Below are 22314 nucleotides of genomic sequence, written 5' to 3' on the forward strand. Positions count from 1 at the left end.
CTATGCTTGATTTGCGCATATAACAAGGAGGTTGCATGCCAAGACCTAGACGAACCCTCATTAGTCTCGAAGACACTGCTTACTATCACTGCTGTAGTCGCGTTGTAAGACGCGCCTTCTTATGTGGTGATGATAAATACACTGGCAAAAATTATGACCACCGCCGTGGTTGGGTTGAAGCTCAAATCTTTAAAACTGACCGAAGTGTTTGCCATTGATGTTGCAGCCTACGCAGTGATGAGCAACCACCTTCATGTCGTCCTTCATATTGATGTTGACCAAGTTAATGCCTGGTCAGATAGGGATGTCGTATTACAATGGCACAAATTGTTTAAAGGAACAGGCTTAACACAGAAATTCACCAAAGGTGAAGTGATAGAGGAGTTTGCAATTGCTCAGCTTAAACATCTGATAGCGACGTATCGCTCGCGTCTTTGCGATATTAGCTGGTTTATGAGGTGTCTAAACGAGCCTATTGCAAGACAAGCTAATCTAGAAGACAACTGCACAGGGCACTTCTGGGAAGGGCGGTTTAAATCACAAGCATTGCTTGATGAGGCAGCCGTGTTGGCCTGTATGGCCTATGTAGAGCTTAACCCGATACGCGCCAAAATGGCGAGTACGCCGGAAAAATCGGACTTCACGAGTATCAAACTCAGAGTAAAAGCAGCGCTCACAGGAGGGCAACCTAAACGTCTTTTACCTTTCATTGGTAATGAACGTGCCAACCAACCCAAAGGTATCGCTTTCTCTCTTCAAGACTACCTTGTACTGGTAGATGAAACAGGCAGGGTGATTAGAGACGATAAACGTGGCGCAATTGATTCAAAGGCTTGTGACATACTGAGCAGGTTAAACATACCCTCAGCTAATTGGGTTAAAATCGTCACTGAATTTGGACAACTCTTTCATGGGCCAGTGGGGACCTTAGAAGAGTTTAGCCATTACTGCGAACATCTGAACAAGCGAAGGCGACATTTCTCAAGTAGTTGCCAGTTTATGCCAACTAGCTAAGTTCAAACGTTCATATCTCTCCTAATTCCTCAGCTTATTTAGCAGAGTTCACATCCCTTGCGCTAAAAACACCCATTAATGCTCTATTTCGTCATTTTTGGCTGAGTTCATGCTGTGCATTTGTACTCAGGACTACAATCAGAGCAATGAACTTTATTAGCTTTTGATTACCTTGCTGTAATCTCGCTAGGTTATTGATTGATAATGGCTGGCTATAGTATTTGATCTTCAGGAACTTTAGTTTCATCAAATAGCTTTTGTGATTTTTTTGAAATTGAACTAGCTAGCCACCAAAGCTCATGGAAATAGAGTGTTGATAATTTACCATTCTCAAAATTAACGTCCATAGTCGAAAGGTTCCATTAGATACATAACGCCGCATTCAGCGGCTTGTCCGCTGCAATGCCTTGTTAGTAGCGATTCTCATTTTTTCTTGGTTCTCTTCGCTAATATTTTTACTAAATACGGTTAAGTTTGAGGTGTGTAAAGAAGCCGTACTGCTCCATAAAGCCAAACGTGCCTTTAAACCGCCAATTCTATAAAAATTAATGATTTGCTCCGCGCTATTTCCCAGAGCTTCACTAGCAAAGAAAGATACATAGACTGTACTGTTTCCCCCAATCAAAATATGCGGAGACAGATCTGTTTTATCTAAGAATGAGTCTACTTGTACCCGTTTATTCATATTTTTATTTTTTGACTCTTTTGCTAGAAGCTGAGCCAATTCGGTGCTTTCATTCTTTTCGCTTAGTTGGTGATGTACCAAGACCTGCTTTTTATCATCTCCATAAGCTAATTCGACATAGGCCCTAGGCATATATAGATGAGGCTCCGTTCCAATGTTAGATATTGCAACTGTGAAGTTAATACTGGCGTAGCTTGTAATAGTTTTACGAAGCTCTTCCTGTAGGGATTTTAGCTTCAATATATCCTCTGAGATGCTCGTTACAAAAGACTCAACAAGATAGAAAATATTTTTGCTTTCTCCTTTAAGAAAACTATATGCGATATTTTTGTTAACTAGTTTTTCTTGATCTCTGAAATCTTTGTCTATGGGAAACCTAGTAGCATGCGAACCGCGATGAACTACAATTTCTTCATCAGTTTCTCTCGCTATGGAATATATATTGTCGAGTTTCTCGACAGAGTCAAATTTTGTTGGGAGATTGATACTCTTCCGGCGCCTTAAATTTCCATAAACGAATGAGTGAATAGCTGGGTTATATAAATATGGACATTTCTCTAAGGCGGAAAAAGTTAAAGTTAAACCATTTTTAAATTCAGCATGTTTTTTTAACCAATCGCTAGCTTCTTCTCTTGCTTGCTCCAACCTTGCTGAGGTTTCTCCCATCTTTAATTCATAATCCAATAGATTTTCAAAGCTAACATAGCCTTCGATATTCTCTCCCCAAGAGGATTCTTTAGACATACTGGCGGTGGTATCATCAATTTTGATAGTCCCACCATGAAAACCAACAGACTGTATGTTTATCTTCGGCTTTCTGGATGCCCAGAGCTTCTGTAAATACACACCTAACAGCCCAGATACAGAACTGATTAAAATTGCTACTAAGAGCTGTACGAGAATGGTCTGGTTTTCAATCATGATTGATTCCTAATTAGGTCTATAAACTGCTAACATTTGTATATACGGCTTGCGCGTTTTGCCAAGCTTCGTTGAGAAAGCGTGCACTCAAATTTCAGCTAAAAATCCATTCAAAACAAATCAATAACGAAAAATCTGTAAAATTGTATTCAATACACTTTCGGTAGAAACGCGCATGCACGCTTAATAAATGGGGTCAGAGTTAACGTTATAAGGGAGTTGATTGGCGTGTGGAGGTTGGCTTTTTCATTCCCTGAATGGCGTGGTCGATGTTTGATTCGATTAGGCCTAGCTCTGTCCTTAAGTGGTGATACTTTAATCTATCTTGATAGTGGCTATCAATATGTTATGTCACATATTCGCCTGTTTTTTCTAAAAATAATATCTTGTCTTAGGGATAATTCAGTGAGGTTAAACCGAAGACATAAAATATCGAGGTGTAGATGCGGCTGCGAGCTTCGATGACATGGCCGCTCTTTGGCATCCATGCCATCGCGGCATTTGTGAATCCTTTCACATCAGATGTCATCGCAGAGCCCACACAATTGAAGGTAAATCGAAGAGGGAATTTACCTAGTGTGAATGTGCGTTGACTCTCGGCGACAGGACGTCGCCGTGAAGCCTACATGGATGTATTTATGGCGTGTCATAAGTACAATCACACATCCCCCCGCTGGGAGGCGTTAGATTCCTGTCATGACGAACAGAAATTAAGGCTATATTCGCAGACAACTATTTGCTTGTGGAGATTAACCCGTGTAGATGCGGCTGCGAGCTTCGGTTTCAGGGATGAAACCGCAGAGCATATAGGGATATATTTACAGCGTCTCGCAGAAGTAGCTGCACATTCCTCGCCGGACAGGCGTTAGGTTACGGCCTGAAAACGTCCAGCAATGACGAATACTGACTATTGTCTAGCAAGTGGAACCAATACAGAATGTAATCAGCCTTCATTCGAAGGCTAGGCCGCCTGATGAGTCATAGCAAGCAGTTGTGGTTGGGTGTCTGCAGACAGCTCAAATAAGCTCAAATAGGTTTCAAGGTTACTTTGGCTACCATCATCGGCCAGCTGTTTGAGCTTATGTAAAATCAAGGCTTGAGCTTTGCGCTCTAGCATTAATTCAACATCGAGCATTTGTTGATATTCATCGGGGGCGAGGTTGGCTTTACTGAGTTTACGAAGCTTGCGGTAGGGCTTGAGCATTTTTTGCTCCCAGCTATCAATTTCGACATCAAGGCGTTGCCAGCTATCGAAGCTGAGAGGGTAACGATGATTATCCAACCAAATGGCTAATAGCAGCAGATTGACATTAACATGATGTTCGTCTTGCTGCTGCAAGACAACAGGCTGTAACTGCGCATAATATTCATCACAGTCACGCCATAAGCTGCTATTAAATGGGTTGAGATAAGTCATGTAAAGTTCCTTTTTATTGAGCCGCCTCCGCCTTAACAGCTTGCTCAACTTCTTCAATTGATTCCTGTACTTCTAACCATTCCATTTCACTTTCTTCTAGTGCTTGAGTGAGTTTAGTTCGCTCATTTAGCACTTGGGTGAGCTGGGCTTTATTGTCAGCATCGTACAAGCTAGTATCTGCAAGCATCTGTTCTAACTCAGCTAAACGGTCACTGGCTTGTTGCTGTGCCTTTTCTAACTTAGCCTGAACTTTCTTTAAAGGCGAGAGTTTTTGACGTAATTGTGCCTCTTGGCGCTTTAAGGCCTTTTTATCTTGCGCGGGTTTGGCACTGTCATCTTGCTCAACCCGATTAGCCGCTTTAGCAGCATCAAGCAACCATTGATGATAATCATCAAGATCGCCATTAAAGCTAGCCACACGTCCTTGATCAACCAGGTAGTAGTCGCTGCAACTAAGGCGTAGCAAATGCCTATCGTGCGAGACAATAATCATCGCACCTTCAAAAGATTGCAGTGCCATGGTAAGTGCGTGACGCATCTCTAAATCTAAGTGGTTGGTGGGTTCATCGAGTAGCAATAAGTTAGGGCGTTGCCACACCAGCAGTGCCAATACCAGACGGGCTTTTTCGCCGCCAGAGAACGGGCGTACCGGTGATAATGCCATGTCGCCATTAAAACCATAGCCACCTAAGAAATCTCGTAACTCTTGTTCTCTGTGCTTGGGTGCTAAGCGCGCAAGGTGTTGCAGCGGCGTCTCATCTAAATGCAGAAACTCTAGTTGGTGCTGGGCAAAATAACCGATATTTAGCCCAGGGTTGGTTTCGTAAATGCCGCTCATGGGCTGCAGTTCTTCAGATAGCAGCTTAATTAACGTGGATTTACCCGCACCGTTGCGGCCGAGTAAGCCAATACGTGCACCGGGGACTAAATTCAGATGTACATGGTCTAAAATCGCCTTGTCACCATAGCCCACACTCACCTGTTCCATTTTCACTAACGGATTAGGCAGCGCATCTGGGGCGCGAAATGCCATATGAAATGGGCTGTCAGCTTTAGAAGGCAGCAGCTCAGTCATACGCTCTAGGGCTTTGAGGCGGCTTTGGGCTTGTTTTGCTTTACTGGCTTTATAGCGAAAGCGATCAACAAAAGACTGCATATGGGCGCGCTCTTTTTGTTGACGTTCAAAGGCCACTTGCTGCTGGGCCATACGCTCGGCGCGGATCCGCTCAAATGAGCTGTAGTTGCCTTTGTAATAATTAAGTTTGTGGTGCTCAACATGGACAATTTCATCAATAATGCCGTCAATGAAGTCACGGTCATGACTGATGAGCACTAATGTGCCTTGGTAGGCCTTAATCCAACCTTCAAGCCAGTACATGGTATCTAAATCTAAGTGGTTGGTGGGCTCATCAAGTAGCAATAGATCTGAGCGGCACAACAGTGCTTGGGCCAAGTTGAGGCGCATGCGCCAACCACCGGAGAAGCTTCTAACGGGATTGTGTTGCTCGGCTTCGCTAAATCCTAGGCCGGCCAATAGACTGGCAGCCCTAGAGTGAATGGCATAGCCACCAATGGCATCTATTAGGCCGTGTAACCTCGCGATGGCATTGCCATCATCATCCGCTTGAGCTTGATGAAGCTTGGCCTCTAACTGCCTGTATTCTTCATCGCCATCAATGACATACTCTAAGGCAGAGACGTCAAGCGCAGGGGTTTCCTGGGCTACCGTGGCGACTTGCCAGCCACTGGGAACACTGATTTCACCTTTATCTAAACTCAGTTTATCCAGGATTAATGCCAGCAACGACGATTTGCCCGTGCCATTGGCACCCACAAGGCCGACTTTGTGGCCAGGGTAAATGGTGAGCGATGTATCATCGAGGAGCGTTTTTGAACCACGGATGAGTTGAGCTTGTGTAATGGTGATCATGACTACGACTTGAATACTTAACTGATAGCGAGTGGAGGTGAATGATAGCCTAGTTCATCGCTCTGGTGCTACTAATAAGCCGACAAATCTCAATAGAGATCACCCACTGCCTCCAATAAATATTGCCATTGCGACGGCGAGCCATGGTAAACTTATTGGGTTTATTTTCCCGCCTAAGAACGAGGCGAACCTCGAGGTTGTATTGCTGTGACGGCTAAAAAAATCAAAAAACGTTTTGTTGCCGGGGCTAAGTGTCCAAAGTGCCAAGCTAAAGAAACCATCGTGCTGTTTAAAGAGCACGGCATAGAAACGGTAGAATGCGTCGAGTGTGACTACCGTGAACAACAGGGCGACGAGCAGGCGACCTCTCAAGCCAGTGGCGATCTCATCGGCGTATTTAAGCCTTAAATACTGCGCCCCAGCGCCAAGTTAGCCATTACTCATCGATAAAGTGGCTAGGCGGTTTAGCTAATCTCGAAAGCCCTGCTGTAAGAACAGGTGACGGGTTTGGTTGAATTGTGATTCATCAGCTTGAATGAAATTGATAGCAAGTTGATAGTTTTCTTGGCGAAACTTATCTATTTTGGCAATTTCATATTCATTCATCACAATGTTCATCGCCTCTACCACCCATTCAGGCTCGCCGCGGCCGACATCCACTTCATCAGGATCGTAATGGGTCACCATCCAGTCTTGAAGTTGCTCGGCATTGATGTGGTTTTCGCCCCAGCGGTTGATCTGTTCGATTAGCTGGGTGCGGGTAATATTAGCTTTGGTCATATCTGGGCTCAATTTAGCGTAAAGGTTAGCTACTACACAGGTGCTTTGCAGCATAATACCCGAGTGTTAGCCGATGCACTAACAAGTCAAAGCACTTTAGTGCAAAGATTGCTATAATCGCGCCATCAACGGGTAAAGTGATTACTTTGCCGCTTCATTTTTTGCCTTTGCCTTCTATTTGCTTTAACTGAGCCACAGATAGGCCTGATTAGGAACACACCGTGAGCCAGACTCCCACCAACGACCAGCAAGTCAATTTAGACTTCACGAGTTTACCGCTAAAGCGAGAGTTAACAGATAATTTAGCGACTATGGGCTATGCGCAGATGACGCCGATTCAGGCGCAGAGTTTACCTGCCATCCTCAATGGTGAAGATGTTATTGGTCAAGGTAAAACCGGCTCGGGTAAAACTGCGGCTTTTGGTTTGGGCTTGCTCAATAAGCTCAATGTGAAACGGTTTCGCATTCAAACTATGGTGTTGTGTCCAACCCGTGAACTGGCTGATCAAGTCGCCAAAGAGCTGCGTACCTTAGCGCGCGGTATTCACAATATTAAAATATTGACCTTGTGTGGCGGTGTGCCTATGGGGCCGCAAATTGGCTCGTTGGAGCACGGCGCGCACATTATTGTTGGCACCCCTGGGCGTATCATTGATCATTTGGATCGTGGCCGTTTAGATCTAGAAAATGTCGACACGCTGATTTTAGATGAAGCCGACCGCATGTTAGAGATGGGCTTTCAGCGCGAGTTAGACGCGATTATGTTGGCGGTGCCTCGCGAGCGCCAAACTTTGCTATTTAGCGCCACATTCCCAGATCAAATCAAAACCATTAGCGAACAGTTCTTGGTGAATCCTGTCATGGTTAAGGTAACGGCAACCCATGATAGCAGTAGTATCGAGCAACATTTTTATGAGTGCGGCAATAACAATGATCGCATGCGCGCATTGCAGCTGCTGTTGCTAGACCGCAATCCAGAAAGTGCGGTGGTGTTTTGTAATACCAAGCGCGAAACCAAAGATGTTGCCGCTAAGCTCAGTAACGCTGGGTTCAGTGTGGTGGCCCTGCATGGTGATTTAGAACAGCGCGATCGTGACCTAATGCTGCTTAAGTTTGCCAATAAAAGTGCCAGTGTGATGGTGGCCACCGATGTGGCGGCGCGCGGGCTCGATATTGATGCTTTGGATATGGTGGTCAATTATCACGTTGCGTATGACACCGAAGTGCATATTCACCGTGTTGGAAGAACGGGACGTGCAGGCAGCAAAGGGGCGGCATTTACCTTTTTTAATCATGAAGATGGTTACAAAATTGGCCTAATTGAAGACCTTTTAGGACGCGATATTGTTGCTGAGGGATTACCTAGCGAATCGCTATTAGACAAGATGCCAGCCCAACCTGCCATGGTCACGATTCAAATTGATGGTGGTAAGAAAAATAAAGTCCGCCCTGGGGATATTCTTGGTTGCTTAACTGGCGATAACGGCATTGAAGGCAGTGAAGTCGGCAAAATCAAAATTACTGATTTTCGCTCTTATGTGGCGGTTAAACGTCAGGTTGTAAGACGCGCACTTAATAAAATCACGAAAGGTAAGCTCAAGGGGCGCAACTACCGCGCTTGGGAGCTTAAATAGCTTTAGCAAAGTTATTGACCCTATATTGCAATGGGCTGAGTCATTTGACTCAGCCCATTTTTATTTGTGCCGCCAGCATGGTTTACCTTACGGTGAGGGGCATGGTATTAATCGCTGCTGCGAGCATTAGCATAGCGTGGCAACTCATCATCGATTACTAGCCAGCTAACCGCGCTTGCTGTATGAATATGGTATTTGGGTTTCACTTGGTTGGCATCGTCAAGTGAGGTGATAGATAAGGTGTAGTAGTCGGGGTAGTCAGTACTTCGATAACTTAACGTGCTCCCGCAAAGGTGGCAGAAGCCACGTCTTATGGTGTCTGATGAGGCATATTCGGTTACTTGACCTTGTATCCAGGTTACCTGTGCTCGTTTAAAATCCATCCAACTTCCCACCGCTGCGCCAGTGCTCTTTTGACATACAGTGCAATGGCAGTGGTCACTGTCAAAGGGCTGTGCTGTGGTTTGATAGCGTAGCGCGCCGCACAGGCAGCCGCCGGTAAGTATTATATTATTGGTTGTCATAGAAAATTGGCTTACATGGTTCTGGAAAAGATCTCTAATATCGGGAATTTTTGCTGGCCAAAATGCAATGTGATTGAGAGTGTTTCATTTGATGAGAACAGCTCTTTGAATCGTTCAGGGACTATACGTTCCCCGCTTGATATTAAAGCCATCAATTGATTTTGATTGAGTGTTCTTTGGCCGCGGGCTGTGTTCTGTAATGTCACAACTGCCCAGCGCTCTCCTTGTTCATTACTCATTAGCACGGTATTGATGACCTTAAAGTCACTAATGTCAGGTTGAATATTATCTGGGTTAGGAAAGGATGAATTAAAGTTGCCGGAAACACTTCTTTCTACATTGATAATTTCTTCATTAGCGGAGGCTTGACAGTGAATAGATAAGTAGCCAATTAATAATACAACTAAAGCATGATTTGATAGAGATTTCATATTCTTCCATGAAATATTTTTAATGTTTATGACCCTAGGCTAACACTCAGATTTTATTGTGTAAAGTTTAGGGGCGGGATATTTTTTTGGGTTTTGGCTATGTTTTTAAACAAAAAATAGTTAGTAATTACTATTTTTATGTGCTGTGAATATTGAGTTGGCTAATGACTTTTGTTTTTATTTATATATTATAATTTATCTTGCTATTTCTGTGATCAGTTATGCAAAAGTAGGGAGTGAAAAGGTAAAGGGGTAAAGGAATAATGGAATAATGGAATAATGGAATAATGGAATAATGAATACCTTGAATTTGAAATTATGTGTATCGCTAATGTCTTTGTTGTGTTTTTTACCTCTAGGCTTCGCTGAACAGCGAGATGAAGTCGAACAAGAGGAAAACACAATGTCGATACTCTTGCAAGCCCAGCAAGAGTTGTGTGAAGCAACGGCTGCTAAAATAGGCGTTTCTGTTGAAGAGTACTTTGACGCATTAGATAAAATAGACCATTACATGCATAACAGTGCCAAAGAAACTCAACTGTCTAGTTTCAAAGATATCCCTGAGTTTTTGGAGATGGCCTCCTTTTATGAAACGGAGTTGACACCGCCTGCTGAACTCCAGCAAGCATTTAGGGAAATTATGAATCACCGTCATGCCATTTTAGCCAATGAAATTGGCGTGGATGCAAGATATTTATCAGCCTTTATGCGTTATGACTACTCTTATTTAGGAAGAACGTTTAACTCTGAAAAAATAATGACAAACCAGCTAAGAAAAAAGTTGCTGGATAATGGCGGGGAGGACTTTTTAAATCGACTTGATGAAAATAATGCAGACAATGAAGAGATAGAAAGGATAACCGTTGAATTTGTTTGTGACAGTCGATGTCAAGGGGATATAAACGGAGTTTGGAACAGCATATCTGTGTCATATTTAGCCACAAATAATGGTGCAAGTATGGGCTCGTTAGTGAGAGCTAACTATGTCGATGGACCTTTAAATGGAACGAGCGCTGTGTGGAGAATCAATAGCCCGACTGCACCGGCGACAAAAATAGCGGACGAAGAGGTTGAACGTAGTGATACCAGCCAAGAACCATAGAGCTGGCATGTTATTTATTGACCGGGCATCAGGATATAAGCCGAACTGCTCGGCTTATACTGATTGACTGTTGGATTGCTAAAGAGCTGCAGGTTTACGATTGGCGGGCTTTCTGCGCCTTGATTGATTACTCGGCTTTGAGTTGTTACCCGAGGCATCTTTGCTGCGGTTAGGCTTATTCTCACCTGGTTTACCGCTGCGCTGCTCGCTAGATTGACGTCTAGGCTTATTGGCACGGCCATTATGGTTGCCACTGCGTTGCTTGTTATTGCGTGGCTTAGCGTGTTTTGCTGGGCTGAGATCGGTATCTGCTAATGCATGGGTCGGCTCAAAACCGGCAATCACTTCTCTTGGCAAGTTTTGTTTGATCAAGCGTTCAATATCACGCAGTAGCTTGTTTTCTTCATGACTTACCAGTGAAACAGCTTGTCCGCTGGCACCAGCACGGCCAGTGCGGCCAATACGGTGAACATAATCTTCAGGGACATTTGGCAGATCGAAGTTGACCACTTGCGGTAGTTGGTCAATATCAAGCCCGCGAGCGGCAATGTCGGTTGCCACTAACACACGCACTTCACCGGTTTTAAAGTTGGCCAAGGCTTTGGTTCGAGCACCTTGACTCTTGTTACCGTGAATGGCGGCGGCAGTGATCCCTTTGGCATCTAAGCTCTTAGCTAAGCGGTTAGCACCATGTTTAGTGCGACTAAACACCAAAACTTGTTGCCAATTATTGTCGTTGATCAGCTGAACCAATACCGCTGATTTGCGGGTTTTATCAACGGGGCAGATCCACTGTTTAACTGTGTTGGCTGTGGTATTACGCGGCGTGACCGAAATCTCAACTGGGTTATTAACCAGGCCTTTGGCTAATGCGCGAATGTCATCGGAGAAGGTGGCTGAAAACATCAAGTTTTGTCGCTTTGCGGGCAATAGCGCCAAGATTTTTTTGATGTCATGGATAAAGCCCATATCTAGCATGCGATCGGCTTCATCTAATACCAAGACTTCCAGTTGTTTAAAGCTCACTGCGCCTTGTTGATATAAGTCCAGTAAACGCCCTGGCGTGGCAACCAAAATATCGACGCCACGCGCCAATTGCTGAATTTGCGGCACGATACCCACACCACCAAACACCACGGCAGACTTTAACGGTAATGCGCTGCCATAAGTGGTGACACTCTCAGCCACTTGTGCAGCCAGCTCTCTGGTTGGGGTTAATACTAATGCACGAACCTGCTTACGCGGCGCTTTAGTGCCTTGCATCAAGTTTTCCAGCAAAGGCAAAGTAAAGCCCGCTGTTTTACCTGTTCCGGTTTGAGCGGCGGCCATGACATCTTTGCCTGCTAGCACTGCGGGTATCGCTTGTGCTTGAATTGGCGATGGGGTGTGGTAGCCCTTGTTGGCAACGGCGCTTAAAATCGGGGCAGATAAGCCCAGAGAGTCAAAACTCATAGATAGGTCTCTTCACCCCAAAGGGCGTCTGATGGAGCCAGCCAGCGTGGCTGGGGGGCGTGAAGCTTACAGTATCTGCCTTAAAAGCGCTATTTAATAATAGCAATCTGTTAAGTCAGTGGCGCTAATATGTCGCCAACAGGCGGTAAAGCTAATCATTGTTACTGAGTACTCAGGTTTTTCAGCCAGTTTATGATGGGCTAGCCTTGATTATGCCTATCAAACACTATAGTCAAGTTTCAACTGTATTGGGGGCTGGCATACATTGATCTGCTCTGGCTTGACGGCTGCATGTGGAGTTGAATGGCTCAATCTAGATAGTCAGGCTGATTTTTTTTTGCACAATTTTACGCTTTTGGGCTTTCAATGATTGAGTTTTTCAAATAGCTGACTACAATACGCGCTCTTTAGAAAATAGTGACTATTTTCTGTGTTGAGCAAGACATCGATATCAACTCCGTTCTCAAACGCGCTTTTGAATGATCTATGTCGTTTACCTGATAGGATCACCCCATGTTAAAAAGCAAAAAATACGATCTACGCGTGCTAGAAGTTGAAGGCAGCTGGACCGGACAAATTACTCGCCGCATGACAGCGCGTAAAACCGTGGTATCAAAACAGCAAGCGGGTTTTGCTAGCGAAGCAGAAGCACAAGCTTGGGCTGAGCAAACGCTGCAGAGCTTTCTTGAAGGCTTGGTTGAGCGCAATGATCGCAAAGCGAAAGCTCGTGGCGAGCGCACCGAAGCTATCGTTAAAAAAGAACGTGAAGCACAAGCATGGCGTGACGCTCGCGATGTTGCCGGCGATGACTTCGACGAATAGTGACTAGATTGTTAGCGTAATATGATTAAAGGCCACCATATATGTGGCCTTTTTTGTTGCCGCGCCCCTATGAAAATTGATCTAGCTCAATTTTTGTGAGTCTCCTAACATTTACATCAGCTGCAGTTTATTCTCACTGCTAGGCCTGCGATACTTCAGCGATTGCTATATCAGCTTTGGAGCTTCATGGATAAGTCGTTGGAAAAAATCCTGACACGTTGGCTTAAACAGCGTAAAGGTGCCTGTGGTGTCTACCTTAATCTCACGGTGATGTTGGGTGTGTTAACGGGCTTCTCTCTTGTGGCACAAGCTTACCTTTTGGCCACGATGCTGCACGGCTTAGTGATTGAAAACCAAGTAGTCAGCGACTTTACCGACCATTTCTACGCTTTATTAGCACTGATTGTTGTCAGAGCCTTACTTGCCTATTGTCGAGAGCGAGTGAGCTTTGTTGCAGGTCAGCGTTTGCGTCAAGATGTGCGCCGTGCCGTGCTCGATAAGCTTAGCGAACTAGGCCCCGCTTATATCAAAGGTAAGCCAGCAGGTAGCTGGGCCAGTATTGTATTGGAGCAAGTTGAAGATCTGCACGACTTTTATGGCAAGTACCTGCCACAAATGCTAATTGCCGGATTTGTCCCCATCACCATACTTGCGGTGGTTTTTCCGATTAACTGGGCCGCGGGCCTGGTATTGTTGGCGACAGCACCGTTAATTCCCATGTTTATGATTTTAGTGGGTATGGGCGCTGCCGATGCCAATCGTAAAAACTTCAGCGCGCTAGCGCAGCTCAGTGGTCACTTTATGGATCGCTTAAAAGGGCTCAGTACCATCAAGCTATTTAATCGCGGCCAAGCAGAAGTGAGCGCGATTGAGTCAGCCTCAGAAGAGTTTCGTAGTCGCACTATGTCAGTGTTACGGATGGCTTTTTTAAGTTCAGCGGTACTGGAGTTCTTCGCGGCAGTGTCGATTGCCGTTTTAGCCGTTTACTTTGGTTTTAGCTATCTCGACCACCTCAATTTCGGTCACTATGGGGTGGGGTTGACACTATTTACCGGCCTGTTTGTATTGATTCTTGCACCTGAGTTTTATCAACCATTAAGGGATATGGGTACTCATTATCATGCTAAAGCACAGGCCATTGGTGCGGCCGAGGCGCTGAAAAACTTACTCGAATATCAAACTCCGCAATCAAGCGAGCAAGCATCACAATCCCAAGCGCCATTGTTAACTGCGGCGGAGCCCATCACCATTAGCGCCAAGCAATTACAGGTAATGAGCATGGATGGCACTGTGCTGCTTGGCCCGGTGGATTTTACCCTTAATGCCGGCGAGCATGTTGCGCTGGTGGGGCCCAGCGGTGCCGGTAAATCAAGTTTACTAAACGCATTGCTTGGGTTCTTACCCTATAGCGGTAGCTTGCAAATTAATGGTGTTGAGTTGAATCAACGTCATATGGCCAATTGGCGGCAGCGCGTCGCTTGGCTCGGGCAAAACCCGCAATTGTTTCATGGCTCCATCGCTGACAATGTCAGCTTAGGCGATCCAGATATGCCAGCGGAGCGTATTGAAGCGCTATTGGCACAAGCGCAGGTTGCTCAGTTCGTTAATAGCCTACCTGACGGCATAAACAGTCAGATTGGTGAACAAAGTGCGGGGGTCTCTGTTGGTCAAGCGCAGCGCTTATGTTTAGCGAGAGCCTTAGGTCAGCAAGCGCAGTTTTATATACTGGATGAGCCCACAGCGAGTCTTGATAGCCAAAGCGAACAAGCGGTGATGAGTGCGCTAGAGCAGGTTATGACGACCGCGGGGAGCATTATGGTGACCCATAAAATTGATGAACTCGCTAAAGTCGACGTAATTTGGGTATTAGATGCAGGACAGCTCGTGCAGCAGGGCAGTTTCCAGCAACTATGTGAGCAAGACGGCCTGTTTCGTACCTTGCTTGGTGAACAGCGCGGGGAGATCAGTTAATGCGGGTACTTTTGCCGTTTTTAAAATTGTTTAAGCGTCAGTGGCTAATGATGGCTGTTGGCTTGCTGTTAAGTATTACCACGTTAATGGCGGGTATTGGGTTATTGTCATTGTCCGGTTGGTTTCTATCGGCAACTGCAGTAGCCGGGCTAACGGTCGCGACCGCGCAAGCATTTAACTATTTTACCCCCGCTGGTGGGGTCCGTTTTCTGTCTATTGCGCGAACCGCTAGCCGTTATGGAGAACGCCTAGCAACCCATGAAGCGACATTTAAGCTGCTTACCGAACTGCGTAGTTGGACTTGGAAACGCTTGCTGCCTTTGACGCCTGCAGACATGCAAGGGCTTAGGCATGGCGACCTGCTTAACCGCTTAGTGGCGGACATTGATACCTTAGATCATCTCTACCTGCGACTGCTCACGCCGATGGCAGCATCGTTGCTAATGATAGGTGCTTTGTACCTATTTTTAGGTTGGATAGATGCTGATTTAGCGGTGGCGTTATGCAGTGTGTTATTGCTGATTTGGTTAGTGTTGCCGGTGATTTTTTACTATCTTGGCCGCCAACCAGGGCGCGCAATGGTGGAAAGTAAGCGTCAATATCGAGTGCAACTGCTGCAGTATATCGAAGGCAATGCAGAGCTGACGCTGTTTGGGGCATTGCCGCGCTTTAGGTCTCAGCTAGATGCGGCGGAACTGGCTATTTTTAGTAGCCAGTCACGGATGAATAAGGTCACAGCATTAAGCCAAGCGTTATTAGTGCTGTGCCATGGCGCAGCGGTCGTGATGATGCTGTATTTAGCCTCATTTGGTGTTGGCCAGCACACCCCGCCAGGGCCAATGCTCGCGATGGTGGTGTTCATGACCTTAGCCACCATTGAGATGCTAATGCCAATCACTACCGCGTTTCAGCACTTATCGGCCTGTGTACAAGCGGCCGAGCGGGTAACCGCTGTGGTTGATAAACAAAGTCAGGTGCAGTTTAACGCCAGTGCGACCCATGAAGTCACCCGTGGTGATATTCAAGTGAGCAATATTAATTTTGGCTATCAAGCGGGCAAAGCGGTGTTAAACGATTTATCCATGACAATTGCTGCCGGAGAAAAGGTGGCGTTATTGGGGCAAACCGGCTGTGGTAAATCGAGCCTATTGTCATTACTGGCCCGTGAATGGCAGGCTCAGCGCGGTGACATTTGTCTTGATGGGCGACCGATTAGCGAATATAGCGAGGCGGCATTACGGGCATCAACCACTGTGATTAGTCAGCGGATCTACCTTTTTGCTGGCACCCTAAGGGATAATCTTACCCTCGCGCAATTTGATACGGGTGTGCGTGATGACATGAAACGTAAACAGCGTATTGCGGCCAGAGAAGCCAACGATGCCAAGCTGATAGCGGTATTAGCACAAGTGGGTCTGGGCAATCTAACACAGGGTGACAGGCCGCTGGATAACTGGATTGGTGAGGGCGGCCGTCAGCTATCAGGCGGTGAAGCGCGCCGAATTGGTGTGGCTAGAGCACTGTTAAGGGATACGCCAATTCTGTTGCTTGATGAGCCAACTGAAGGCTTAGATAAGCGCACCGAGCGCGAAATCTTGGCGACTATATTTGAATTTGCCAAACAAAAAACGGTGTTGATGATATGCCATCGTCTAACGGCATTAGAACAGATGGACAGAGTGTGCTTAATGGAGCAGGGGCGTATTGTTGACCAAGGCGCTCATCAGCAATTGCTGATGAGCAACACTTATTACGCTGGACTGCATCACAGGTTAGGCTAGCAATAAAAAGGGCGCCTTGTTGGCGCCCTTTTTGTTTGCAATATTGTCGTGCTAGTTGATTTTAAAGCGTGAAACGTGACGGGTAAGGTCGGCAGAGGTGGCGAGCATCGCCGCGGCGTTATCACTGACATCTTGGGTTTGTAGGGCGATCTCGTTGGAGACTTGATTGATCTCTTGAGTGTTGCGGCTAATGTCGCCCGATGCAGCACGTTGTTGCTCCGCCGCACTGGCAATATGGGTTGCCATATCGTTGATTTCAGTGATGGACAAGGTGATCTGCTCTAAGCTTTGCTGGGCTTGCTGCGCCAACTGGACACTGCTGTCTGCGGTGGCAGTACTCGACATCACAGCGCTAACCGCTTGTTGACTGGTTTGCTGCAAGGTGGCAATGGTGGCGCGGATCTCTTCAGTAGAGTCTTGTGTGCGGTGACTTAGCACGCGAACTTCATCAGCAACCACGGCAAATCCACGGCCTTGCTCGCCGGCACGGGCCGCTTCAATTGCAGCATTAAGTGCCAGTAAGTTGGTTTGCTCGGCAACCGATTGTATGGTCGCCAGTATCTGTTCGATCTCTGCGGTATGCTTTTCTAAATTAATAATAATTTCGGCAGTATCATTGAGTTGATGTGACAGTTGCTCAATTGAGTGAGCGCTTTGGCCAATCACTTGTCCACCTTCAACGCAATATTGCGCCGACTGCTTTGCCGCATTCGCGGTTGACTCTGCGTGACCTGCCACTTCATTTGCGGTGGCTGACATCTGCCTAGTTGCAGTGGCAATTTGCGTCAATTCATCATGCTGCTTAGCAACGCCACCGTTGGCTTGGCAGGCTGTTGTTGCAGTGTGATCGATTCGGTCATTAAGGTGCAGGGTATCTTGGTTAATCGCTTGCACCATTTTTTGCAAGGTCTGTAAGAACTGGTTCATGTGCAGTGACAATTGGCCAATCTCATCAGCGCGCTTGACCTTAAATCTGTGGGTTAAATCGCCCTTGCCATTGGCTAATGCTTCTACGGCATGGGTCAACTCGCCAAGCGGTCTGAACATGTGATTGATGGCAACACCGGCTAATAAGTTGACAATCACCACCATGATTAGGCTTGAAATCAGGATATCCCAAATCTGCTCGTTGACCGAGGCAAAGGCCAGTTGTTTATCTTGTACTATGCCCAGGGTCCAGTTGGTACCTTCAATCGGCGTAAACTGTAGCAGCATCTCTTTGCCAGTGTTGCGCCAAAGTACGGTGTCTAAATGTTGGGTCTGGCGCTGTTGGCTAATGTATTGTGGGCTAAGCTGTCTGTCTAAGTCAGTGGCAGCCTGATTCAACAGATGTCGATTCTCGTGAGCGAGAACCTTGTTGTTGCCATCAATCAGAAAAGCGCTGCCTTGATTATCTATCTGCAGTTGCGCCACATTCGCGGCAATTTGATCGATTTGCAGATCTGCACCTACCACACCTTGGCTGGATTGATTGAATGCTTTGGCTAAGGTAATGACGCTGCTGCCGGTTTCTACATCCATATAGGGCTCAGTGGTGATCATCGCACCTTGCTGCTGTGCCTGGCGATACCAAGGTCGGCTACGAGGGTCGACATTGACCTGCTGATGCCCCTGCTGATTAACATAAGTTAGGCTGCCATCTTGTCGGCCGACAAAGATAGACATAAATCCAGCGGCATTGAGCGTCTGCTTTAGCTCTGCAATGGTTTCTTGGCCTTGAGCGATTGATGTTTCATTGGCTTGCAGCACAACTTTGCGTTGATTAAGCCAGTCACTAATATAGAAGCTGGTGGCGCGGCTGGTTTCGGTGACATTGGCTTGAATGGCAGCTTCTGTTTCTTGTTGCAGCTGTGAAATCGAAATCCACGCTTGGATCAAGCTAGTGATAGCACAGATAGCTAAGATAGAGATTTGGATTTTATGTTTAATCGTAAGAGTCATGGATGAATTGTCATAGACAGAATTGAAGTGTAAGCAAGCCGAATTTAACGCTAAGTTCAGCAGCCAAGAACGAGCGCGTGACTATACCGAAAGCGGCAGTCACAAGCATCAGCAACTGATGTTTTTATGAACTAGATTTGTACATTTTTAGCCCGTGTAACTTGCTGGCCTATTTTTGCTTACAAGTTAGCGTTATTCGAGGGCAATTATTTACGATTTACTAGCGTTTATTTAGCAATTGTGGCCATTTAATAGGGTAAGAAACTAATCGATGAAATCGGCGGTGATAACCAGTGTAGCGCTCACTGGTTTATGCGCCTTGCTGAACTAGCCTAATTTGTTTTGAAACGCTAAGTAACGCTGCACTTCGGCTTCATTGAATAGCGGCGCATCTTCATCACCAATATTAGTGAGTAAGCTCTCACGGGCAAAGCGTTTAATCGTCGCCGGGCTTTTGCCGAGTAGCTCGGCGACCTGTTCAAGATTGAGTGTTGATTCAGCCATAAAATCTCCTTTTAAAAAGTTTGTTACCAGTATGAGTGAGTACCACTTAGTAAAGGTGAGCTTGGCAGTTTTGGCAAATATCGTCGTTCTGCAGGCACAAAAAAGCCCACGGCATCGTGGGCTTTTTTATTGTGCTGTTAGCTAGTCTTCGCTATCACCAAGCGATAGCAATGTTGCATTGCCGCCGATCGCTGTAATGTTGTTGGTGCGCGTTTTCTCAGTGACAAAGCGGGTTAGGTAGTGTGGGCCGCCAGCTTTTGGACCAGTACCAGATAGGCCTTGGCCGCCAAATGGCTGTACGCCAACTACCGCACCAATTTGGTTACGGTTGATATAGACATTACCCACATTGACCTTGTCGGCAACGCTAAGGGCGTGGCCTTCATTACGGCTGTGAATGCCTAATGTTAAACCAAAACCTGTGCTGTTGATTTCATTAATGACTTGCTCAAGCTCTGCGGCTTTGTAGCGGATCACGTGTAAAATAGGACCAAAGTGCTCTTTGTCCAAGACCTTAATTGAATCAATCTCAACAGCTGTTGGCGTGACAAAGTGGCCATTTTCCGTACCAGCAGGCAGCTCAACTTGCTTAAGTAACTTGCCTACTTGTTTGATATGGTCGATGTGACCATCAAGGTTAGCTTTCGCTGTGGCATCAATTACAGGGCCTACATCGGTTTTCACTGAGCTTGGGTCGCCAATTGTCAGCTCATCCATAGCGCCTTTCATCACATCTAACACGCGGTCTGCGATATCTTCTTGTAGGAACAATACCCGCAGTGCAGAGCATCGTTGACCAGCGCTGGTAAAGGATGAATCAACCACATCTTGTACCACTTGCTCTGGTTGTGAGGTTGAATCTACCACCATCGCATTCTGACCACCGGTTTCGGCAATTAATGGAATAATTGCCCCTTCACGTTGGGCGAGTGTCAGGTTGATGCGCTTAGCGGTACCCGTTGAGCCGGTAAAGCATACGCCGCCAATTCTTTCGTCGGCTGTAATAGCTGCGCCAACTGTGGCACCAGTGCCGGGTAGGAACTGAAGTACCTCTTTTGGAATGCCTGCTTCATGGGCAAGCTGTACTGCACGGTAGCCCACAATGGAGGTTTGTTCCGCAGGCTTAGCCACAACCGTATTACCTGCCGCTAGGGCTGCAGTAACTTGACCGAGGAAAATCGCTAGTGGGAAGTTCCATGGGCTGATACAAACAAACACACCACGGCCTTGTAAGAATAGCTCATTGAGTTCACCCGTTGGACCAGGCAGCAGCTCAGGCTGTGCCATCATTTTCTTCGCTTCTATGGCGTAGAAACGGCAGAAATCGACAGCTTCGCGAACTTCATCGATACCATCTTGGATGCTCTTACCTGCTTCACGTGTACATAGTGCAATGAGCTCTTCGCGGTTTTCTTCAAGTAAATCCGCTAATTTTTGTAAGGCATTGGCACGGGTTTCTACCGGCGTGCGACACCAACTTGCGAAAGCAGCATCGGCACTGGTCAGTGCATGTTCAACCGCTTGGTTGTTGGCAAAGGCAATTTTACCCACAACTTGGGTGGTATCAAAGGGGCTTACCACTTCATGGATTTCACCGTCTAAGGTCTCACCATTGACGATAGGGCCAGCTTGCCATTGAGTATTTTTATATTTTTCTAGTGCGGCAAAAAATGGCTTAGATTCAGAGATAATGTTCATATTGAGTCCCTTCGAATTCTTACGCTCTGCACCGAAGATATCGGCCGGCTGGACAATTTTATTATTAGCGAGAGTTTTGTACTTTCTTAACGTCGTTAGCGGGTGAACCACAAGAGAATCGATAGGCGTTTTAGGGTCAACAAGCTTGTGTACAAACGAGGTATTCGCGCCGTTTTCTAATAGGCGGCGTACCAGGTAAGGCAGCAAATCTTTATGGGCGCCGACGGGTGCGTATATGCGTACGTTGGTTACGCCACTTTCTGCCAAAATGGTGTCGTATAACTCTTCACCCATGCCATGTAAACGCTGGAATTCATAGTTGCGATCGCCGGCCATGTTAGTGATGCTTGCCACTGTTTGCGCGTTATGGCTGGCAAACTGCGGGTAGATAGCACCGCGAGTAGCGTCTGATAGTAAGTAACGGGCACAGGCTAAGTATGATACGTCTGTGCCTGCCTTACGGGTGTAGAGTGGGTAACCCCCTTCACCGTTTTCTTGTGCCCATTTGAGCTCACTGTCCCAATAAGCCCCTTTTACTAGGCGCAGTGGGATTTCATCGCCTTGATCTTTAGCTAGGCGGGTCAGCCAGCATAAAACAGGCAGGGCGCGTTTAGAGTACGCTTGCACTACGATGCCAAGTAAACCCCAGCCTTTAGCGGTATCTGATTGGTATAAGCGTTGAAACAGCTTCAATGATAGTTCAAGACGATCCATCTCTTCAGCATCAATGGATACGCCCACGTTTAAGCTGCGTGCTTGGCCAATCAACTTAATGAGGGTGTCATATAGTTCGGTGAGGGTACGATCTTCATTGGCGACTTCATAGCGCGGATGCAATGCCGATAATTTAATCGAGATAGTAGGGCGAGGTGCTTCCGATTCGTCGTATTCTTGAGCGCCCAATGCCGCAATAGCACTCGAGTAATCATCAAAATACTGCTGAGCATCTTTTTTGGTAAGTGCGGCCTCACCTAGCATGTCGTAACTGTGGGTATAGCCGATTTTGCGCTTATCGACGCTGTTCTTTAAGGCTTCTTTGACTGTGCGCCCTAACACGAACTGTTTGCCCATGATTTTCATGGCAGCAAGCATGGCTTGGCGAATAATCGGTTCGCCTACGCGGTTGACTAGGCGGTTAAGTAAGCTACTCGGCTTACCATTGATATTCTTATCAAGTGTGACCACTTTGCCGGTTAGCATTAGGCCCCAGGTGGATGCATTGACTAAGGTCGAGTCACTTTGACTGATATGTTCATCCCACTTAGCCCCAGAGAGTTTGTCTTCAATGAGTGCATCTGCGGTAGCAGAATCTGGGATACGTAGCAGTGCTTCGGCAAGACACATTAAAATAATGCCTTCTTGAGTTTCTAAGCTGTATTGCTGCAAAAATGCATCAATACCTACCATCAATCCTTTTTTGTCATATTGACGCACTTTACCCACTAACTCGTGAGCTCTAGCGGTTACTCGGTTGATCTCTTCATCACTCGAAGGTACGAGTTTAATAAGCTCAGATAAATATTGTTCTTCATCGACAATATAGTTGTTGGTGATGGCTTGAAAGAGCTCATCAAGGCTTGCTGAGTCGTAATGACCAGTCAGAACTTCACTTGCTTTAAACATAGTAATCACTTCCACCTGGACCTTTTAAAGGGACAGTTTTTGCTTGAACAAAATGAATGTCAGGTGCTTGTTAACCGTGTCGGT

General features: G+C 46.3%; 16 protein-coding genes and 1 pseudogene. 7 read left to right on the plus strand and 10 right to left on the minus strand.

The annotated features are described in order from the left end of the window. Positions 1-35 precede the first annotated feature (35 nt). Positions 36-1014, plus strand: a pseudogene (locus L865_RS23570) (transposase). A 382-nt stretch (positions 1015-1396) separates the two neighbouring features. On the opposite strand, the gene L865_RS0110825 reads toward L865_RS23570, so the two are convergent. The 3 genes from L865_RS0110825 to L865_RS0110835 all read right to left on the minus strand — a co-directional run bounded on the left by L865_RS0110825 (position 1397) and on the right by L865_RS0110835 (position 5967). Next, on the minus strand, positions 1397-2620 hold the full coding sequence (locus L865_RS0110825) for a hypothetical protein (RefSeq protein ID WP_028773255.1): 1224 nt from the start codon (positions 2618-2620) through the stop codon (positions 1397-1399). 961 nt (positions 2621-3581) lie between these two features. Further along, positions 3582-4037 carry a DUF2390 domain-containing protein gene (locus L865_RS0110830; protein WP_028773256.1) on the minus strand — a complete coding sequence of 152 codons (456 nt, stop codon included), beginning with the start codon at positions 4035-4037 and terminating at the stop codon, positions 3582-3584. Between the two features lie 13 nt (positions 4038-4050). Then, on the minus strand, positions 4051-5967 hold the full coding sequence (locus L865_RS0110835; RefSeq protein ID WP_028773257.1) for an ABC transporter ATP-binding protein: 1917 nt from the start codon (positions 5965-5967) through the stop codon (positions 4051-4053). A 207-nt stretch (positions 5968-6174) separates the two neighbouring features. Here L865_RS0110835 and L865_RS0110840 point away from each other — a divergent pair, with 207 nt between their 5' ends. Further along, entirely contained in the window at positions 6175-6375 is a 201-nt protein-coding gene (locus L865_RS0110840) for a YheV family putative zinc ribbon protein (protein WP_028773258.1), read from the plus strand. A gap of 60 nt (positions 6376-6435) precedes the next feature. Here the strand turns inward: L865_RS0110840 and L865_RS0110845 are convergent, their stop codons facing one another. Beyond that, entirely contained in the window at positions 6436-6747 is a 312-nt protein-coding gene (locus L865_RS0110845; RefSeq protein ID WP_028773259.1) for a hypothetical protein, read from the minus strand. Between the two features lie 221 nt (positions 6748-6968). Here L865_RS0110845 and dbpA point away from each other — a divergent pair, with 221 nt between their 5' ends. Next, a complete protein-coding gene (dbpA, locus tag L865_RS0110850; RefSeq protein WP_028773260.1) occupies positions 6969-8381 on the plus strand; it encodes an ATP-dependent RNA helicase DbpA in 1413 nt (470 codons plus the stop codon). 107 nt (positions 8382-8488) lie between these two features. Here the strand turns inward: dbpA and L865_RS0110855 are convergent, their stop codons facing one another. Both L865_RS0110855 and L865_RS0110860 read right to left on the minus strand, forming a co-directional pair. Further along, entirely contained in the window at positions 8489-8905 is a 417-nt protein-coding gene (locus L865_RS0110855; protein ID WP_028773261.1) for a GFA family protein, read from the minus strand. 11 nt (positions 8906-8916) lie between these two features. After that, a complete protein-coding gene (locus tag L865_RS0110860) occupies positions 8917-9336 on the minus strand; it encodes a hypothetical protein (RefSeq protein ID WP_037471005.1) in 420 nt (139 codons plus the stop codon). A gap of 295 nt (positions 9337-9631) precedes the next feature. On the opposite strand from L865_RS0110860, the gene L865_RS0110865 reads away from it, so the two are divergent. Further along, entirely contained in the window at positions 9632-10438 is an 807-nt protein-coding gene (locus L865_RS0110865) for a hypothetical protein (protein WP_028773263.1), read from the plus strand. A gap of 78 nt (positions 10439-10516) precedes the next feature. On the opposite strand, the gene L865_RS0110870 is transcribed toward L865_RS0110865, so the two are convergent. Continuing rightward, on the minus strand, positions 10517-11890 hold the full coding sequence (locus tag L865_RS0110870; RefSeq protein WP_028773264.1) for a DEAD/DEAH box helicase: 1374 nt from the start codon (positions 11888-11890) through the stop codon (positions 10517-10519). A 513-nt stretch (positions 11891-12403) separates the two neighbouring features. On the opposite strand from L865_RS0110870, the gene L865_RS0110875 reads away from it, so the two are divergent. The 3 genes from L865_RS0110875 to cydC all read left to right on the plus strand — a co-directional run bounded on the left by L865_RS0110875 (position 12404) and on the right by cydC (position 16464). Further along, a complete protein-coding gene (locus tag L865_RS0110875) occupies positions 12404-12712 on the plus strand; it encodes a DUF3622 domain-containing protein (protein ID WP_028773265.1) in 309 nt (102 codons plus the stop codon). 186 nt (positions 12713-12898) lie between these two features. Continuing rightward, complete coding sequence (cydD, locus tag L865_RS0110880; RefSeq protein WP_028773266.1) at positions 12899-14683, plus strand: heme ABC transporter permease/ATP-binding protein CydD; 1785 nt, start codon at positions 12899-12901, stop codon at positions 14681-14683. Continuing rightward, on the plus strand, positions 14683-16464 hold the full coding sequence (gene cydC / locus L865_RS0110885) for a heme ABC transporter ATP-binding protein/permease CydC (RefSeq protein WP_028773267.1): 1782 nt from the start codon (positions 14683-14685) through the stop codon (positions 16462-16464). Before cydD ends, cydC begins: the two co-directional genes overlap by 1 nt. 51 nt (positions 16465-16515) lie before the next feature. Here the strand turns inward: cydC and L865_RS0110890 are convergent, their stop codons facing one another. The 3 genes from L865_RS0110890 to putA all read right to left on the minus strand — a co-directional run bounded on the left by L865_RS0110890 (position 16516) and on the right by putA (position 22230). Next, the gene (locus tag L865_RS0110890; protein ID WP_028773268.1) at positions 16516-18405 is read right to left on the minus strand and encodes a methyl-accepting chemotaxis protein; all 1890 of its coding nucleotides are present in this window, start codon (positions 18403-18405) and stop codon (positions 16516-16518) included. Between the two features lie 327 nt (positions 18406-18732). Beyond that, complete coding sequence (locus L865_RS0110900) at positions 18733-18909, minus strand: MerR family transcriptional regulator (RefSeq protein ID WP_028773269.1); 177 nt, start codon at positions 18907-18909, stop codon at positions 18733-18735. Between the two features lie 141 nt (positions 18910-19050). Next, positions 19051-22230: a bifunctional proline dehydrogenase/L-glutamate gamma-semialdehyde dehydrogenase PutA gene (gene putA, locus L865_RS0110905; RefSeq protein ID WP_037471007.1), complete on the minus strand. Its 3180-nt coding sequence runs from the start codon at positions 22228-22230 to the stop codon at positions 19051-19053. Positions 22231-22314: the final 84 nt, after the last annotated feature.

It is taken from the genome of Shewanella waksmanii ATCC BAA-643 (assembly GCF_000518805.1).
Taxonomy (GTDB): Bacteria; Pseudomonadota; Gammaproteobacteria; order Enterobacterales; family Shewanellaceae; genus Shewanella; species Shewanella waksmanii.

Excerpts from the sequence above, each read along its gene's own strand:
- L865_RS0110900 (WP_028773269.1), bottom strand. The coding sequence starts at position 18,909 with ATGGCTGAATCAACACTCAATCTTGAACAGGTCGCCGAGCTACTCGGC.
- L865_RS0110860 (WP_037471005.1), bottom strand. The coding sequence starts at position 9,336 with ATGAAATCTCTATCAAATCATGCTTTAGTTGTATTATTAATTGGCTAC.
- L865_RS0110830 (WP_028773256.1), bottom strand. The coding sequence starts at position 4,037 with ATGACTTATCTCAACCCATTTAATAGCAGCTTATGGCGTGACTGTGAT.
- cydD (WP_028773266.1), top strand. The coding sequence starts at position 12,899 with ATGGATAAGTCGTTGGAAAAAATCCTGACACGTTGGCTTAAACAGCGT.
- L865_RS0110845 (WP_028773259.1), bottom strand. The coding sequence starts at position 6,747 with ATGACCAAAGCTAATATTACCCGCACCCAGCTAATCGAACAGATCAAC.
- L865_RS0110875 (WP_028773265.1), top strand. The coding sequence starts at position 12,404 with ATGTTAAAAAGCAAAAAATACGATCTACGCGTGCTAGAAGTTGAAGGC.
- putA (WP_037471007.1), bottom strand. The coding sequence starts at position 22,230 with ATGTTTAAAGCAAGTGAAGTTCTGACTGGTCATTACGACTCAGCAAGC.
- L865_RS0110825 (WP_028773255.1), bottom strand. The coding sequence starts at position 2,620 with ATGATTGAAAACCAGACCATTCTCGTACAGCTCTTAGTAGCAATTTTA.
- L865_RS0110865 (WP_028773263.1), top strand. The coding sequence starts at position 9,632 with ATGAATACCTTGAATTTGAAATTATGTGTATCGCTAATGTCTTTGTTG.
- L865_RS0110855 (WP_028773261.1), bottom strand. The coding sequence starts at position 8,905 with ATGACAACCAATAATATAATACTTACCGGCGGCTGCCTGTGCGGCGCG.
- cydC (WP_028773267.1), top strand. The coding sequence starts at position 14,683 with ATGCGGGTACTTTTGCCGTTTTTAAAATTGTTTAAGCGTCAGTGGCTA.
- L865_RS0110870 (WP_028773264.1), bottom strand. The coding sequence starts at position 11,890 with ATGAGTTTTGACTCTCTGGGCTTATCTGCCCCGATTTTAAGCGCCGTT.
- L865_RS0110835 (WP_028773257.1), bottom strand. The coding sequence starts at position 5,967 with ATGATCACCATTACACAAGCTCAACTCATCCGTGGTTCAAAAACGCTC.
- L865_RS0110890 (WP_028773268.1), bottom strand. The coding sequence starts at position 18,405 with ATGACTCTTACGATTAAACATAAAATCCAAATCTCTATCTTAGCTATC.